This window comes from Paraburkholderia sacchari (assembly GCF_000785435.2).
GTDB lineage: Bacteria > Pseudomonadota > Gammaproteobacteria > Burkholderiales > Burkholderiaceae > Paraburkholderia > Paraburkholderia sacchari.
This window is the reverse complement of sequence record NZ_JTDB02000019.1, coordinates 31,044-45,942: the sequence shown is the minus strand read 5'-3', so window position 1 is coordinate 45,942 and position 14,899 is coordinate 31,044. Positions and strand designations below refer to the sequence as shown.

Below are 14,899 nucleotides of genomic sequence, written 5' to 3'. Positions count from 1 at the left end.
TCGCACAAGGCACCGGAACAACTTCGAACTACCCGGCGCTTTCTGCGTTGCTGCGTCAGCAGCAGAGAAACGAGATTATGCAGACTCTCTGGCGTTTCGTCAACATCTTTTTTAACGTCACCGTTTAAAAACTGAAGACTTTCCCGCCCCCCGCCGTTTCTCGCGGCGGGCTTCGCTGGCATACATCGGCTAGCGAAGGAGCGGAATTCTAGTCACGCGGATGCGATCTGGCAAGGGGTTTTTGAGTCGCAGCCACCGATATCGGCAACGCGTTCCACTCGCCTGTGGCGAAGCGCAATGCCCCATCTCGTACCCTTGCCTCCAGCCTCTCTGTAGGGCAAACCGATGGCCTGCGCGGAACAGACTAGAATATGGGGTTCTCTGCCCCCCAACTCACGGATTTATGCGCTCGCGAATCGCCAAACGCCTTCCTCCCGATGCCGACAAGCTCGTCGGCCTGTCGCTCGCCCTGTTCGCCTCGGGCAGCCGCACCGAAGACCGCTTCTGGGAGGCCAAGCTCGACACGCTGCTCGCGAAGGTCGTGCGCAACGGCAACCAGACTACGCTCGACGCCGCGCTCGACCATCTTCAGCAGAATCACCCCGACGCCTATGGCGCGCTCGCCGATATGGCCGAGACCCACAGCGAATCGTTTCTCATCGAGCACGACGGCACACAATACGAAGCACTGCTCGTCGCGGCGCCCGTCCTTGCCTGGACCCGCTATGTCATTCCGTCGGGGCCGCTCAAATCGGATGCTTCGGACGCACTGCGGACGCACCTGCAGGCACATGTGCTAGCGAGCAGCACGCGCGTAGCGATGGCCCCCTATCTGTACAGCATCGACCAGTTGCCCCGCCACCACGTCGAGACCTGGCGCCTCGCACAGCAGCTTTCGCAAGCTGCCCTGAACGGCACCGCAGCGAAGATCAGCGCGGGCGAATTGCCCGAGACTTCACCGATCCTCGCCGACCCGCGCTTCCTGCTGGCCGTGGTTGCCGCGCCGGTCGGCGCGCCGTTGTTCCGCTGGCAGGAAGAGGAGCACGGTTCGCGCATCGAGCGTGGCCAGTGTCTCGAGCAATGGGCCACGCAGGGCGGCGCCAATCTTGCTGTCGTGATGCCCGGTTGCGAATTCGAATGCCTGCTGCCGGACGCCTACTACTCGGCCTGCCGCGACGCCGACGAACGCGTTCGTCCCACACCATCCGCACCGCGGTGCGCTACCTGCTCGATACGATCGACGCAAGCGCCCAGGACCTGCGCGCCGTTGTCGCCGGCTTTGGCGAACGGCGGATCGACGAATACCGCGTCGGATTCACGAAGCGCGGCAGCAACGACGTCCTGTACGGCGTAGTCTGGCCGCTCTACGGCCGCGAGAACGGCGATGCCGACATCGACGAAGAGCCGTCCGAGGAAAATATCGGCACCGGTCCGCTCGAAGAGATCGTCGCGCTGCTGAAGGAGTCGGGTATCACCGACATCCGCCGCCATGCCGGCCGTTTCGAGCCGGAATACTGCGACGACTGCGGCGTGCCTCTGTACGCAGACCCACTCGGTGAGATTGTTCATGCCGAGATGCCGGAAGATGCTGAGCCCGTTCAGCCACATTTCCACTAAGCAACACGACATATTCCTACGCTGCCCCGCCTGAATGCGGGGCTTTTTTTTGCCCTATGTCCTACGCCATCTGGACAGGCCGCCGCGACGCAAGCTTTTTGTCATCATGGTGCCGTTGGCCCGGTTTTAAGCAGTGCGTGCAGGGCATGTGCTGCACAACATTTCGAGAGGGGCCATTTACGAGAGGAGGGCTATGCTATGCGGTTTGCGGTATTCAATCCGGACGCTGAACGGCGCGAAGGGCTCAAGGCGCTGCTACGACAAATTGACCGGCGCGCACGCTTTAATGACGCGCCGGACTGGCGCAGTGCCGAACGTGCGATGCAGCGCTTCACACCAAACCTGCTGGTGATCGACTGGCACGACGGTATCCGTCCAGGCGAGTTGCACAACTTCGCGAGCCGGCATCAGACGCTACCGGTCGCAGTGCTCGTGGACCGCTCCGAGCCACCACACTCTCTTCGAGCGGTACTTTCCGAAGGCGCACGCGGCATCATCAGGCGCACCACCGACTCAATCCTGATCGTCAAGCTGCTCGAGCTTATTCTGCTCGGCGGCGACCACCTGCCCGCCGACATCTTCGGTCCTTCGTTCGGTCCATCTGGCTCGTGGCCAGTGCCACAGCGCCGCCCCGGCAAAAGCGCGGCGCATGTGGCCAAGGCGCACCTCAAGGTAAGCCTTTCGCCGCGCCAGGAACAGATCCTCCGCTGCGTCCACATGGGCGCCACGAACAAGATGATCGCCAGAGCGCTCGGCATTAGCGAGGGCACCGTCAAAGTCCATCTGGCGAGCATCTTCCAGCAACTCGGCGCCCCCAATCGCGCTGCGGCCGTCGCGATCTACAACGGCTTGCTGGCAAATCAGCTGCAAGTGCTGCGCACACGCCGGGACAGCGCGCCCAAGCCTGCGTACGGTGAACCCGGCCCGGTGCCGCTACGTGCGCGCGCCAAGCGCTCCTTCCGCTATCCGTTGCGACAAGACGACAGTGAGGATGCCCTGCCGATAGCCGCGGAACCGGGGGTTCCTTACGGCGACGCGGCGCCAGCCTCGCTCGAGCCTCGCTCCGAAGCAAACTTGAACAACGAAGAACAGGAGACGCCGCCCGGCTGCGCACACCTTTTGCGTTCCAACGAGTAATATGAAGCACATGGGGTTCCTGTATACGCCGCTTCCGTTGTGGGTCATCGTCGGTGCATGGATTGCAGCCGGGGGTCTGCTCGCGCTCGCGTTATGGAACAACCCGTTCAAGCGTCTGCAAGACGCCACGCTCCAGCACGTGTGGCTTGCCATCATCGTGGCGGTTTCCGTGCTGTGGGCGAGCAATGCCTGGCTCGAGGACGGCACCGTGCTGCATCTGCTCGGCGCCACCCTCGTGGTCACGCTGTTCGACTGGGGGCTCGCACTCGTCGCCATGGCGGTGGTCGTTGTGCTGGCCGCGGTCATCTTCGACACGCCCTGGGACGGCGTCGCGCTCACCTTCCTCGTATTCGGCGCGTTCCCTGTAGCCGTCTCTGCGTTGATGCAGCGCGCCTGCACTGCATGGCTGCCCCGCAATCTCTTCATGTTCATCGTCGGCCAGGGTTTTGTCTCGCCCGCCATCGCGGTCTCGGCGGCAGCCTATCTGGCACTGGGAACCCACGTCGCGCTCAACGGCAGTTCGATGCTCACTGTGCCCGCAGGCTATGCCTTCAGCGTATTCCTGCTCGCGTCCGGCGAGGCCTGGTTTACGGGGATGGCCACGGCACTGATCGCTGTCTATCGCCCCGCGTGGGTCACGACCTACGACGTGCGGCGCTATCGGCTGGGCGGCCCGCGCACCTGACCCAGGCACACCGCGGCTACAAGCCGCAGCATGCACGGCAGCCACGCCAGGAAACTATTCCGCCAGCCGGCTCCGCGAAATATTTGTCCGGATCCGGAACTCATCCATGCAGCGCAGCATCTTACGGTGCCTGATGTCCCACCCTCATCCAGAATATCCAGAATAATCAGATGGACCGCTACAACGCATCTCGCCAGTTGCTGACTGTAATTGGCCGGCTGGCCGCCTGCGCCGTGAGTCTCACCTTCGTTTGTACGCTGCCCGCACAGGCCGATCAGGTCGATCAGAATCAGGCCATTCAAGCCGGCCCCATCGATCAACCAGGAGATTTTGCCAGCCGGCAGAGCGATCTCGCGAATACCTTCGTGACCCAGATGCATGCCGACCCGCTGGTCGCAAGCTGCGCAGCCCACGGCAACTTCATTGCCAGCACTTCGGACGCACTCGACCATGTCGAGTTTCCACCCAGCTCTTTCGACAGCGCACACTCTACCGTCACGCCCTGGAACGATGCGTTCGACGAAGGCAAGCAGCGCGTGAAAGTCGACACGATCGTGACCGTCGATGGCATCGGCATTCCCAAAGACAGCAGCCACGGACCCTACGATCTGAAGTTCCGCTGCGGCTACATCGGCCAACAGATTCTCGCATTCAGCTGGAACGATCCCGTACCGCCACTGCGCGCGCGCAGCGAGTCCCGCGCCTCGGCAGGCGGCACTGCGGCCCACGCCAGCGGCAAGCACAGCGCAAAGTCGAAGAAGACCACCAGCAAGAGCAAGAAAGCGGCATCTTCGAGCAAATCGGGCCACAAATCCCCGGCTACGAGCACAAAAAGCGCGACAAGCAGCAGCAAGTCGACCACGAAATCGACCACCACGTCGACAGCCAGGAAAACGGGCACGAAAAAGAAGTCGACGACGCAATGATGACCCAGCGCTGCCCATACGGTATGCGCCGCCCATGACAACGGGGGAAGCGGCTCACACCGCTTCCCCCGTTGTCATGGTGCTTCCCGCGAAGGTAAGCGCCTTCGCGTCAGGCGAACTTGATGACGTGCTGCAAGATCGCTTGCAACATAGCGGCGCCTAGTGCGGCACTACGTTCACCGTTCCAGCCCACGCGCTCATCAGGCAGGTTCGCGTTGTCCTTGAACGGCATTTCAAGCGTGAGCGACAGGCAACCGTAGCGATGCCCGATGTACTTCGATGCGAGCTTGAGCGCATCTTCACGATAGCGGCTTGCTTCGTAGCCGTGCTTGTCCTGGAAGTCCGGGCTCGCCACCTTGAACGCTTCGATGAACGCGGCCTGCTCGACGCGCTGCTGCTCGGTGAAGCCAGGCAGCATTTCTGAACCCGCCACGAACACATAGGGCAGCGTCTCGTCGCCGTGAATGTCGAAGAACAGATCGCAGCCGGTTGTCTCGATTGCATCGCGCACGACGAGCACTTCGGGGCTGCGCTTCACATCGGGTTCCATCCATTCGCGGTTCAGGTTCGCGCCCGCCGCGTTGGTGCGCAGGTTGCCGTGCACGCTGCCGTCCGGATTCATGTTCGGCACGATATGGAAGATCACGCGCTCGAGCAGCATGCGCGCGACCGGATCGCCCGACCAGTCGCCCCAGCCCGCCAGACGCTTCACGAGCCCTTCGACAAACCATTCGGCCATCGCCTCGCCCGGATGCTGGCGAGCGATGATCCAGACCGTCTTCTTGGGCTTGCCCTCCGGCGTGGTGTCGCCCGGCATGCCGAGCGAAAGTAGCGTCATCGGTCTGCCCTCGACCGTCCGGCCGAGTTCGCTCAGCGTCGCGTGCGGAAGCTGCTGGAGCGCGCCGAGAAACTCGGAATGGCGCTCCTCGCTGTACGGCTCGAAGTACGCGTAGTAGATGCTGTCGAACTCGGGCGTATGGTCGATGACGAATGCCGTGCCGTCGTACGAGGTCGGCACGCGGAACCAGTTCACGCGGTCATAGCTCGCCACGGCCTGATAGTCGCGCCACCCTTCGGGAAACGCGCACGCCGAGCCGTTCTCGAACGTCATCACGCAACGCTCGCCGCGCCCGCCCGTGAGGCGGAAATAAAACCACTGCGCGAAATCCGATTGACTGTCGGCGCGCACGCGCAGGCGGATATCGTCGGCTTGCTCGCACGAGAGCACTTCAATCGCGCCCGCATCGAACTGGCTGGAAATGGAAATCGTCATGTCTGTTTCCTTCGCTGGGTCGGCAATCCGGCCGCTTAATCGGCCAGACGCCGGCGGAACACATACGTCGAATCGTTCGACGCCTCTGCATCGAATGCGTAACCTTCCATATCGAAGGCTTTGAGCGCCTCGGGCTCGGCGATGCGGTTTTCGACCGCGTAGCGCGCCATCAGCCCGCGCGCGCGCTTCGCGTGGAAGCTGATGATCTTGTAGCGGCCGCCCTTCCAGTCTTCAAACACCGGCGTGATGATGGGCACCGCGAGCGCCTTGGGCTTCACGGCCTTGAAGTACTCGGTCGATGCGCAGTTCACCAGCACGCGCGCACCTTTCTTCGCTTTTTTCTGGTTGAGCTCGAACTGCGCGTTGAGCGCGTGCGTGATGCGCTCGCCCCAGAACGCGTAAAGGTCCTTGCCGCGCGCATTTTCGAAGCGTGTGCCCATCTCCAGCCGATAAGGCTGCAGCAGATCGAGCGGACGCAGCACGCCGTACAGGCCGGACAGCACGCGTACGTGCTGCTGGGCGTAATCGAGATCGGCGTGCGTGAGCGATTTCGCGTCGAAGCCTTCGTACACGTCGCCGTTGAACGCTAGCACGGCCTGCTTCGCGTTGGCCTCGCTAAAGTGCTTCGACCAGTCGGCGTAGCGCTGGAAGTTCAGGCTGGCGAGCGGATCCGAGATGCTCATGAGCGAACCGATCTGCTGCGGCGAAAGACGGCGCAAGCCATCGATCAGCTCGGCTGCGTCGTCGACAAAATCAGGGATGGTGTGGGTTTCGATGTGCGCTGGCGTGTCATAGTCGAGCGATTTGGCCGGCGACAGAACGATTATCATAGAGGCTTGCAGGCACGAGCGTGCCGATGTTCAAAGGCGAAAGCCCGATTGTAGCGAATTCACGAATGACCGGTTTTACGCCCTCAGACAGCTTCTCCGACCCATCCCCCGCCACCGGCGCGCAAAATGCACTCGCCGTGGTGCTCGATTCGAATGTGTGGCTCGACATTCTCGTGTTCGACGACCCGCATACGCGCCCCATTCGCACGGCGCTCGAACGTGGCGCGCTCGATGCGCTGATCGACGCACGTTGCCATGCCGAGCTTGCGCACGTGCTCGACTATCCGCAATTCCAGGGGCGCGGCACGGATAAGGCGGCCGCGCTCGCCACGCTGGCAACGCTCGTGCGGCAGATCGAGCCGCCGGCGCCGCCCGCCGACGCCCGTGCGCTACCCCAATGCCGCGATCGCGACGACCAGAAGTTCCTGGAGCTTGCGCGGGCCAGCGGCGCTGCGTGGCTCGTATCGAAAGACCGCGCGGTGCTCAAGCTCGCGAAGCGCATCGCGCGCGATTTCGGCTTTCGCATTGGCACACCTGATGCCTTTGTCGCCGAAGCCTCGGCGGCCTGGGCCAGCGTATGACCAGCGAATCAGCAACTCACGCCCCGACTGCTCGTGACTCGACCGATCGCGGCCCGACCGATAGCGGCCCGACCGATTTGCCTACAATCGAGTTTTGCCGTTCCACCGTCTTCCATCCGCCCGCGCCATGAACGCATCGCATCCTTCGCAAGATCCGTCGCAAACCCCGCTGCTCTCGCCCTCTTTCCCCTCGCGCCTGCCCAACGTCGGCACGACGATCTTCACGGTGATGAGCGCGCTCGCCGCCGAAAAAGGCGCGGTGAACCTGGGCCAGGGCTTTCCCGATTTCGACTGCGATTCGCGCATCGTCGATGCAGTCGCGCAGGCCATGCGTGACGGCCACAATCAATATCCGCCGATGACCGGCATGTCCGTGCTGCGAGAAGCCATCGCGCAGAAGATCGCGAATATCTACGGCCATCGCTACGACGCCAACACCGAAATCACCGTGACGGCGGGCGCCACCCAGGCGCTGCTCACGGCGATTCTGTGCGCAGTGCATCCCGGCGACGAAGTCATCGTGGTGGAACCGACCTACGACAGCTACCTGCCGTCGATCGAACTGGCGGGCGGCAAGCCCGTGTTCGTGACGCTCGAAGCGCCCGACTATGCGATTCCGTTCGACCGCCTCGCCGCTGCCATCACGCCAAAGACGCGCCTCATCCTCATCAACACGCCGCACAATCCCACGGGCACGGTGTGGCGCGCCGAGGACATGCGCAAGCTCGAAGAGATCGTGCGCGGCACCAATGTGCTGATCCTCTCCGACGAAGTCTACGAACACATGGTTTATGACGGCCAGCCGCACGAAAGCGTCGCGCGCTATCCGGAACTCGCGGCGCGCAGCTTTATCGTGTCGAGCTTCGGCAAGACTTTTCACGTGACGGGATGGAAGGTCGGCTACGTGGCGGCGCCGGCGCCGCTCGCCGCCGAATTCCGCAAGGTGCACCAGTTCAATGTGTTCACGGTGAATACGCCGATGCAGGTCGGTCTCGCGCAATATCTGCGCGATCCCAAACCGTATCTGGAACTGCCCGCTTTCTATCAGAAGAAACGCGACTTCTTCCGCGCCGGCCTCGCGAATTCGCGCTTCAAGCTGCTGCCGTGCCAGGGCACGTACTTCCAGTGCGTGGACTATTCGGCAATCAGCGACTTGCCCGAAGCCGAATTTTCGAAGTGGCTCACGGCGGAGGTTGGCGTGGCCGCCATTCCGGTGTCGGCGTTCTATCATGAGCCGCACGAATCGGGCGTCGTGCGCTTTTGTTTCGCCAAGCAAGAAAGCACGCTCGCGACCGCACTCGAACGCCTCGCGCGGCTCTGACGACCTGCAACGCGCGATGCATCAGCGAACGGCAAGGCGTTCCCGAGCATCGCGCAAGGCGGCGCGGCGCACATTCCCGCACGCTGCATCGCGCCGCAATGACGCCTGCCAGGCCACCTATGCCATGCAGGCGCCAAGCTTATGCATTGGCCTCAATATAGGCCTTGCGCCCGGCGGCCACGCGCTGGGCCGCAGGCCGCTCGCCCACGAGCTTCAGGTACGATTTCCAGTCGACTCCTGCATCCGAAACAAAGTCACGGCCGTAAATCTTTTGCGTCGCCATCGCGACGAGCGGCAAGCTCGCGAACGCCGCGATGTCCACGATCCCGAACTGGTCCCCGCCCACATACGGCGCGAACTTCGCGAGCCGCTTGAAGCTGGGAATGTAACGATTCAGCCGCTTCTCGACGCTGGCCTTGACGTCCGCGCTCACCGTCCCGCCGAAGAACGCTTCGGCATAGAGTTCGCGCACCGTGAGTTCCAGATGCGTCTCGATCACGACAATGAGCTCACGCTCCTTTGCCGCTTTCCATGGGTCGGCGGAGAAAATGTGCTTCTCGGGATAGCAAGCCGCCAGATATTCGACGATCACTTCCGACTCGCACAGAAAACCGTGCTCGGTCTCGACGAACGGCACCTTGCCCATGGGCGACTGCGCCAGTTGCGCCTCGGAAAGCGGGAGTTTCGCCGTCACTTCCTCGAACGCAATGCCATACTCGAGCATCGCGAACTTGACCTTGTTGTAGTAGTTCGACAGCGCAAAACCATGCAGCTTGATCATTCTCATTGCCTCCTTGCAGGCAGCGGCGTCCGTCTTGAACCCGCTGAATCGTTTTCGTTGAACTGTACGACCGTGCTATCTTAGGCCAATCATGGAGCCAGGCTTCCAATGACTTCCCATCATTTCAACATTGAGACAATTGGCATCGTCGGCACCGGCGCAATGGGCCGCGGCATCGCCCAGATTGCCGCGCAGGCGGGCCTCGCGGTGCGCCTCTACGATACCAATGCGCAAGCAGTTGCCGCAGCGAGCGCGTATCTCGCCGACACCTTCGCGAAACTCGCCACGAAAGGCAAGCTCAGCGAGACCAATGCCAACGCTGCGCTCGCGCGCGTCACGGGCGTGAACACAATCGACGGGCTTGCCGGCTGCGATCTCGTGATCGAAGCGATCGTCGAGAACCTGGACGCCAAACGCGTCCTCTTTCGTGAACTCGAAACCGTGGTGAGCGGCAAATGCCTGCTCGCCTCGAACACCTCGTCGCTGTCGATCACGGCGATCGCCGCCGCCTGCGGCGATCCCTCGCGCGTTGCGGGCTATCACTTCTTCAACCCTGTGCCGCTGATGAAGGTGGTCGAGGTAATCGACGGCCTGCGCAGCGACCCCGCCGCCGGCGACGCGCTCATGGCGCTCGCGAGCCGCATGGGCCACACGCCCGTGCGAGCGAAGGACATGCCGGGCTTCATCGTCAATCACGCGGGCCGCGGCATGAACACCGAAGGCTTGCGCGTGGCCGGCGAAGGCGTGGCCAGCTTCGCCGATGTCGACCGCATCATGCGGGAGCAGGCCGGTTTTCGACTCGGGCCGTTCGAACTGCTGGACTTGACCGCGCTCGATGTCTCGCATCCCGTGATGGAGTCGATCTATCACCAGTTCTACGAGGAGCCACGGTTCACGCCCTCGCCCATCACCGGCGTGCGTCTCGCGGGCGGACTCGTTGGCCGCAAGAGCGGTGAAGGCTTCTATCGCTATATCGATGGCAAGCAGCAAGTGCCGGAAGAACCCGCCGCGCCCGCGGCGCTTCCCGCAAGCGTCTGGGTGAGCCGCAGCAATGCCGCCGCGCGCGAGGCCGTGGTCGCGCTTGCTGCTCAGGCGGGCGTCGCCATCGACGAAGGCGACACTCCTGGTGCCGACTCGCTCATCGTGGTCGCGCCGCTTGGGCTCGACGCCACCACCGCCGCACTCGAAGAACAACTCGACGCGAGCCGCGTCGTCGCCATCGACACGCTGTTCCCGCTCGCCGGCGCGAAGCGCCGCACGCTGATGACGACGCCCGCCACCACGCGCGCCGCACGCGACGCGGGCCACGCGCTCTTCGCCGCCGACGGCGTGCCGGTCACCGTGATCCGCGATTCCACGGGCTTCGTCGCGCAGCGCATCGTCGCTACGATCGTGAACATCGGCTGCGACATCGCACAAAAGCAGATCGCGTCGCCGCGCGATATCGACCTGGCTGTCACGCTCGGGCTCGGCTATCCGCACGGGCCGCTCGCACTCGGCGACGCACTGGGCGCACGCACGATCCTCACCATCCTGAACAACATTCACGCCGTGCTCGGCGACCCGCGCTATCGCCCGTCGCCATGGCTCGCGCGTCGCGCACAACTCGGCCTTGCTCTCACGCAGCCCGACGCGGCAGACATCAACGCAACAAACAAGGCATCGCAATGAGCGCAGAACTCCGCAGCACTCGCCCGCACGACCATGAATCCACGCTCGTGCTGACGCTATCGAACCCAGGCGCGCGCAACGCGCTGCATCCCGACATGTACGCCGCCGCCATCGAAGCGTTCGACGCCGCCGAGCGCGACAACTCGCTACGCGCGATCGTCCTCACGGGCGCCGACAACTTCTTTTGCGCGGGCGGCAACCTGAACCGTCTGCTCGAAAACCGCGCCAAGGATCCTTCCGTGCAGGCCGCCGCCATCGACATGCTCGCGCAATGGATCACCGCCATGCGCCAGTCGAGCAAGCTCGTGATTGCCGCAGTCGAAGGCGCGGCTGCGGGCGCGGGCTTCTCGCTGGCACTCGCAGCCGATCTGCTGGTCGCCGCCGACGACGCAAAATTCGTCATGGCATACTCGCGCGTGGGCCTCACGCCCGATGGCGGCGGCTCGTGGTTCCTCGCGCGCGCGCTGCCGCGTGCGCTTGCCTTCGAGTTGATGGTCGAAGGCAAGCCGATCGGCGCATCGCGCCTCGCGGACCTGGGCGTCGTGAACCGCATCGCAAAACCGCAGAAGGCGCTCGATACGGCGCTCGCCTGGGCTGACGATCTCGCGAAGATCTCGCCGAACGCAGTCACGCGCATCAAGGGGCTGACGGGCGCAGCGGACATGCAATCGCTCGACGATCACCTCATTGCGGAACGCGAGAGCTTCGTGACTTCGCTGCATCACCGCGACGGGCTCGAAGGCATCACCGCGTTCCTCGAAAAGCGGCAACCGGTCTATAAGTGACAAGCGCATCGTCGTTCCTGTAACGCTTCGACGAGAAAGGAAACGAACATGGCGCTAGCGCGACTTCGCACCCGATCGATTCGATCGGCATTCGATCAGCACTCGATCCGCACGTAGTGCTTCGTGGAGATGCCGATCACGCGCTCGTAGACGATCGGGCCGTTCCTGACACGCTCGCGATACAAGCCCACAAGCGCAGCAGGGGCGCTCATGCGCCCTCTGCGCGGGCCGCCGATCTATGCTAATTTGCGCCAGTTCACGCGCCGCGGGAGTCTGGCGGCGCCTTCGTCCAGGTGCCAAGGAGCCACGATGATCGACGTCTATAGCTGGGCCACGCCCAACGGCCACAAAGTCCATATCATGCTCGAGGAGACCGGCCTCGAGTATCGCGTGCATCCCATCGATATTGGAGCCGGCGACCAGTTCAAGCCCGAGTTCCTCGATATCAGCCCGAACAACAAAATCCCTGCGATCACAGATTCAGAAGGCCCCGTGCGTGCCGACGGCAAGCCGTTCTCGCTGTTCGAGTCGGGCGCGATCCTGATCTACCTGGCCGCGAAAACCGGCAAGTTCATGCCCGAAGATCTCGCGGCGCGCTACGACGTGCTGCAATGGGTGATGTTCCAGATGGGCGGCCTCGGGCCCATGCTCGGCCAGGCGCACCACTTCCGCATCTATGCGCCCGAGAAGATCGAGTACGCTGTGAACCGCTACACGAACGAGGCAAAACGCCTCTACAACGTGATGGAAGCGCAACTGGAAAAATCCGAATATCTGGCTGGCGACGATTACACCATCGCCGATATCGCCGCATTCCCGTGGACGCGCTCGTGGCAAAACCAGGGCATCGATCTCGACGCGCTGCCCAACGTGAAGCGCTGGCACGAGACCATCGCGGCGCGCCCTGCGGTCCAGCGCGGCGTCCAAGTGCTCGCGAACGCCCGCAAGGCGCTCACGGACGACAAGGCGCGAGAAGTCCTGTTCGGCGCGACGCAGTACGCGAAACACAGTAAGCAGGCTGCCTGATGATCGACGCCTGATGGAACGAAGAAGGGGCGTCCGGCTCACAGCCGGACGCCCCTTTCGCATTCAGCCTGCGCGCCAAATATAAAAGCGCGCTCCGGCGCTCAGAAGTAGTGCCGCGTGATGAATTCGGCCACGCATGCGGGCCGCTCGCTACCTTCGCATTCGATGCCGACGTCCCAGACGACTTGCGCACCGCCGCCCTCGACATCGCTCACCTCTTTCACGCCGATACGCGCGCGCACCCGCGAGCCCACAGGCACGGGCGACGTGAAGCGCACGCGGTTGAGCCCGTAGTTCACGCCCATGCGCTGACGCATCGGGACCGTCTCCGCGAGCAGCGCCGGCACGAGAGAAAGCGTGAGAAAGCCATGGGCAATCGGCCCGCCGAATGGCGACTCGCGGCGCGCACGCTCCGCGTCGACGTGAATCCACTGGTGATCGTCAGTCGCATCGGCGAAGCCCAGCACGCTCGCCTCACTCAACGTGCGCCAGCCGCTCAGGAGCGGTTGCGCACCTACGAGCGCGCGCAAGGCAGCGACGTCGGCAATTTCCACCGCAGCCACCACGCTCAAGACGCACCTCCGGGATGGGTCAGCCCAGGATGGGCCAGCCCGGGATGGGCCAGCCCGAACAGCCCCTTCGAGCTCACCGTCACCACGATCTCACCGTGCTGATTGCGGCCTTCCCAGCGCGTCTCGACAATCCCACGATCCGGCTTGCTTTGCGAAACGCGCTTGCTCACGATGTTGTTGGTCAACGTAATCGTGTCGCCGACGCGCACCGGTTTGATCCAGCGGATCTCGTCGATGCCGGGCGAGCCCATCGACGTAGAACCCTCGAGGAAGTTGCGCACGAGCAGGCCCATCATGACCGAGCACGTGTGCCAGCCACTCGCGACGAGGCCGCCGAAGTGCGACGCCTCGCCGGCCGCCTCGCTCAAATGAAACGGCTGCGGATCGAACTGCTGCGCGAACTGCACGATCTCTTCGCGCCCGAACGTGTGCGAGCCGATTTCATACGCCTTGCCCACTTCGAGATCTTCGTAACTCACTCCCATCGATGCCTCTCCGTTTCATGTTGCATCTCGACGCGCTTCACAACGCGCTTCACAACGCAGCCACCCGCGCGCGCGCATTGAACCTCAAGCGGCTGCCTGCGCAAACCCGGGCAGCGAAGCGAAACGTTCGAGATGGTGATCGACGTCGCCAAGCGTGGTCTCGATGATCGTGAGGCGCTTGAACAAATGCGCCGCCGCGACTTCATTGGTCACGCCCATGCCGCCGTGCAACTGCACTGCCTGCTGGCCGACATAGCGTGCCGCCTGCCCGACGCGTACCTTGGCTGCCGAAATCGCGCGGCGCCGCTCGTCGGCCGTAGCGCTACTGTAACGTGCTGCCGCCAGATACGTGAGCGAGCGAGCCTGCTCGCCATGGATCAGCATCTCGGCCATGCGATGCTGGAGCGCCTGGAAACGCGCGATCGGCACGCCGAACTGCTGGCGCGTCTTCGTGTACTCGACGCTCGCGTGGTTGAGCGCGTCGATGGCGCCGACGGCTTCCGCGCACAGCAGGAACGTCGCGTAATCGGCGATCTGCTCCCATGTGGCCGCGCCCGCACCAGCCAGGCGGCTCGCACTCGCGCCGTCGAACGTGAGCGTCGCGGCGCGCTGGCCGTCGATCGTGCGATAGTCGCGCACCTCGACGCCCTTCGCATCGCTTCCCACCACGAACAGCGCGACCTCGCCCGCGAGGCGTGCCGCCACGATCCAGTAGTCGGCCTGCGCACCGTGCTGCACGACCGACTTGCTGCCCGTGAGCGTAAAGCCGTCGCCGGTTTCCTTCGCGAGCGTGTCGAGAGCAAACAGGTCGTAGCGCGCATCGGGCTCGTGAAACGCCGCAGCAAGCTTGATCTCGCCCGCCGCCGCGCGCTCCAGCAGTTGCGCGTTGTGCGGATTTTCCGCGTTCGTAAGCTTCAGTGCCTCGATGCCCACGGCCGTCGCCCAGTACGGCTCGATCACGAGCGCACGGCCCAGTTCCTGCATGACCACGAGCATGTCGAACGGCGAACCGTCGAAACCGCCCTGGTCCGCCGGCACCGGCAGCGCGGTGAGGCCGAGTTCGACGAACGCGTTCCAGTGTGTGGGTGAAACGCCCTCGGGCGTCTTCACGATCGCCTGGCGCGCTTCGAAGCCGTAATTCTTGTCGAGATAGCGACGCAGTGCGTCGGCAAGTTGCTGTTGCTCTTCGGTGAAATTGAAGTCCATTGC

The 14,899-nt window shown here is 63.6% G+C and carries 14 protein-coding genes and 1 pseudogene; 9 read left to right on the top strand and 6 right to left on the bottom strand.

Features of this window, described 5'->3' with window-relative positions; genetic code table 11:
• The first annotated feature begins 403 nt into the window (after positions 1-403).
• The 4 genes and pseudogenes from NH14_RS33000 to NH14_RS32985 all read left to right on the top strand — a co-directional run bounded on the left by NH14_RS33000 (position 404) and on the right by NH14_RS32985 (position 4,365).
• Positions 404-1,617, top strand: a pseudogene (locus NH14_RS33000) (DUF2863 family protein).
• Positions 1,618-1,815: 198 nt separating this feature from the next.
• Positions 1,816-2,754 (top strand): helix-turn-helix transcriptional regulator, encoded by a 939-nt coding sequence (locus tag NH14_RS32995; protein ID WP_084226003.1) that lies wholly within the window; start codon positions 1,816-1,818, stop codon positions 2,752-2,754.
• Positions 2,755-2,764: 10 nt separating this feature from the next.
• The gene (locus NH14_RS32990) at positions 2,765-3,439 is read left to right on the top strand and encodes an energy-coupling factor ABC transporter permease (protein WP_035534445.1); all 675 of its coding nucleotides are present in this window, start codon (positions 2,765-2,767) and stop codon (positions 3,437-3,439) included.
• 170 nt (positions 3,440-3,609) lie between these two features.
• Positions 3,610-4,365 carry a BspC domain-containing protein gene (locus tag NH14_RS32985; RefSeq protein WP_035534438.1) on the top strand — a complete coding sequence of 252 codons (756 nt, stop codon included), beginning with the start codon at positions 3,610-3,612 and terminating at the stop codon, positions 4,363-4,365.
• Between the two features lie 109 nt (positions 4,366-4,474).
• Here the strand turns inward: NH14_RS32985 and NH14_RS32980 are convergent, their stop codons facing one another.
• Positions 4,475-5,638 (bottom strand): M14 family metallopeptidase, encoded by a 1,164-nt coding sequence (locus NH14_RS32980; protein WP_035534436.1) that lies wholly within the window; start codon positions 5,636-5,638, stop codon positions 4,475-4,477.
• A 35-nt stretch (positions 5,639-5,673) separates the two neighbouring features.
• Positions 5,674-6,468, bottom strand: coding sequence for a peroxide stress protein YaaA (yaaA, locus tag NH14_RS32975; protein WP_035534435.1), 795 nt, complete (start codon positions 6,466-6,468; stop codon positions 5,674-5,676).
• 65 nt (positions 6,469-6,533) lie between these two features.
• On the opposite strand from yaaA, the gene NH14_RS32970 reads away from it, so the two are divergent.
• Together NH14_RS32970 and NH14_RS32965 are read left to right on the top strand one after the other, a co-directional pair.
• Positions 6,534-7,049, top strand: a complete 516-nt coding sequence (locus NH14_RS32970; RefSeq protein WP_052148597.1) for a putative toxin-antitoxin system toxin component, PIN family — start codon at positions 6,534-6,536, stop codon at positions 7,047-7,049.
• Positions 7,050-7,176: 127 nt separating this feature from the next.
• Entirely contained in the window at positions 7,177-8,370 is a 1,194-nt protein-coding gene (locus tag NH14_RS32965) for a pyridoxal phosphate-dependent aminotransferase (protein WP_035534434.1), read from the top strand.
• 139 nt (positions 8,371-8,509) lie between these two features.
• Here NH14_RS32965 and NH14_RS32960 read toward each other — a convergent pair whose 3' ends face one another.
• Complete coding sequence (locus NH14_RS32960) at positions 8,510-9,151, bottom strand: glutathione S-transferase family protein (RefSeq protein ID WP_035534433.1); 642 nt, start codon at positions 9,149-9,151, stop codon at positions 8,510-8,512.
• Between the two features lie 108 nt (positions 9,152-9,259).
• Between NH14_RS32960 and NH14_RS32955 the strand changes: the two genes are divergently transcribed.
• The 3 genes from NH14_RS32955 (at position 9,260) to NH14_RS32945 (ending at position 12,633) form a co-directional block, all read left to right on the top strand.
• Positions 9,260-10,822, top strand: coding sequence for a 3-hydroxyacyl-CoA dehydrogenase (locus NH14_RS32955; protein WP_035534432.1), 1,563 nt, complete (start codon positions 9,260-9,262; stop codon positions 10,820-10,822).
• Entirely contained in the window at positions 10,819-11,607 is a 789-nt protein-coding gene (locus NH14_RS32950; protein WP_035534429.1) for an oxepin-CoA hydrolase, alternative type, read from the top strand. Before NH14_RS32955 ends, NH14_RS32950 begins: the two co-directional genes overlap by 4 nt.
• Positions 11,608-11,916: 309 nt before the next feature.
• Positions 11,917-12,633 (top strand): glutathione binding-like protein, encoded by a 717-nt coding sequence (locus tag NH14_RS32945; RefSeq protein WP_035534428.1) that lies wholly within the window; start codon positions 11,917-11,919, stop codon positions 12,631-12,633.
• A gap of 101 nt (positions 12,634-12,734) precedes the next feature.
• Here the strand turns inward: NH14_RS32945 and NH14_RS32940 are convergent, their stop codons facing one another.
• From NH14_RS32940 to NH14_RS32930, 3 genes are all read right to left on the bottom strand, one after another.
• On the bottom strand, positions 12,735-13,205 hold the full coding sequence (locus NH14_RS32940) for a MaoC family dehydratase (RefSeq protein ID WP_035534426.1): 471 nt from the start codon (positions 13,203-13,205) through the stop codon (positions 12,735-12,737).
• Complete coding sequence (locus NH14_RS32935; protein WP_052148596.1) at positions 13,202-13,690, bottom strand: MaoC family dehydratase; 489 nt, start codon at positions 13,688-13,690, stop codon at positions 13,202-13,204. Before NH14_RS32935 ends, NH14_RS32940 begins: the two co-directional genes overlap by 4 nt.
• Positions 13,691-13,774: 84 nt before the next feature.
• Complete coding sequence (locus tag NH14_RS32930) at positions 13,775-14,896, bottom strand: acyl-CoA dehydrogenase family protein (RefSeq protein ID WP_035534424.1); 1,122 nt, start codon at positions 14,894-14,896, stop codon at positions 13,775-13,777.
• Positions 14,897-14,899 lie beyond the last annotated feature (3 nt).

What these genes read in the sequence shown, in the direction of transcription:
- NH14_RS32965 (WP_035534434.1), top strand. Translation starts at nt 7,177, where the DNA reads ATGAACGCATCGCATCCTTCGCAAGATCCGTCGCAAACCCCGCTGCTC.
- NH14_RS32930 (WP_035534424.1), bottom strand. Translation starts at nt 14,896, where the DNA reads ATGGACTTCAATTTCACCGAAGAGCAACAGCAACTTGCCGACGCACTG.
- NH14_RS32990 (WP_035534445.1), top strand. Translation starts at nt 2,765, where the DNA reads ATGGGGTTCCTGTATACGCCGCTTCCGTTGTGGGTCATCGTCGGTGCA.
- NH14_RS32980 (WP_035534436.1), bottom strand. Translation starts at nt 5,638, where the DNA reads ATGACGATTTCCATTTCCAGCCAGTTCGATGCGGGCGCGATTGAAGTG.
- NH14_RS32985 (WP_035534438.1), top strand. Translation starts at nt 3,610, where the DNA reads ATGGACCGCTACAACGCATCTCGCCAGTTGCTGACTGTAATTGGCCGG.
- NH14_RS32995 (WP_084226003.1), top strand. Translation starts at nt 1,816, where the DNA reads ATGCGGTTTGCGGTATTCAATCCGGACGCTGAACGGCGCGAAGGGCTC.
- NH14_RS32970 (WP_052148597.1), top strand. Translation starts at nt 6,534, where the DNA reads ATGACCGGTTTTACGCCCTCAGACAGCTTCTCCGACCCATCCCCCGCC.
- NH14_RS32950 (WP_035534429.1), top strand. Translation starts at nt 10,819, where the DNA reads ATGAGCGCAGAACTCCGCAGCACTCGCCCGCACGACCATGAATCCACG.
- NH14_RS32935 (WP_052148596.1), bottom strand. Translation starts at nt 13,690, where the DNA reads ATGGGAGTGAGTTACGAAGATCTCGAAGTGGGCAAGGCGTATGAAATC.
- NH14_RS32955 (WP_035534432.1), top strand. Translation starts at nt 9,260, where the DNA reads ATGACTTCCCATCATTTCAACATTGAGACAATTGGCATCGTCGGCACC.
- NH14_RS32960 (WP_035534433.1), bottom strand. Translation starts at nt 9,151, where the DNA reads ATGATCAAGCTGCATGGTTTTGCGCTGTCGAACTACTACAACAAGGTC.
- yaaA (WP_035534435.1), bottom strand. Translation starts at nt 6,468, where the DNA reads ATGATAATCGTTCTGTCGCCGGCCAAATCGCTCGACTATGACACGCCA.
- NH14_RS32945 (WP_035534428.1), top strand. Translation starts at nt 11,917, where the DNA reads ATGATCGACGTCTATAGCTGGGCCACGCCCAACGGCCACAAAGTCCAT.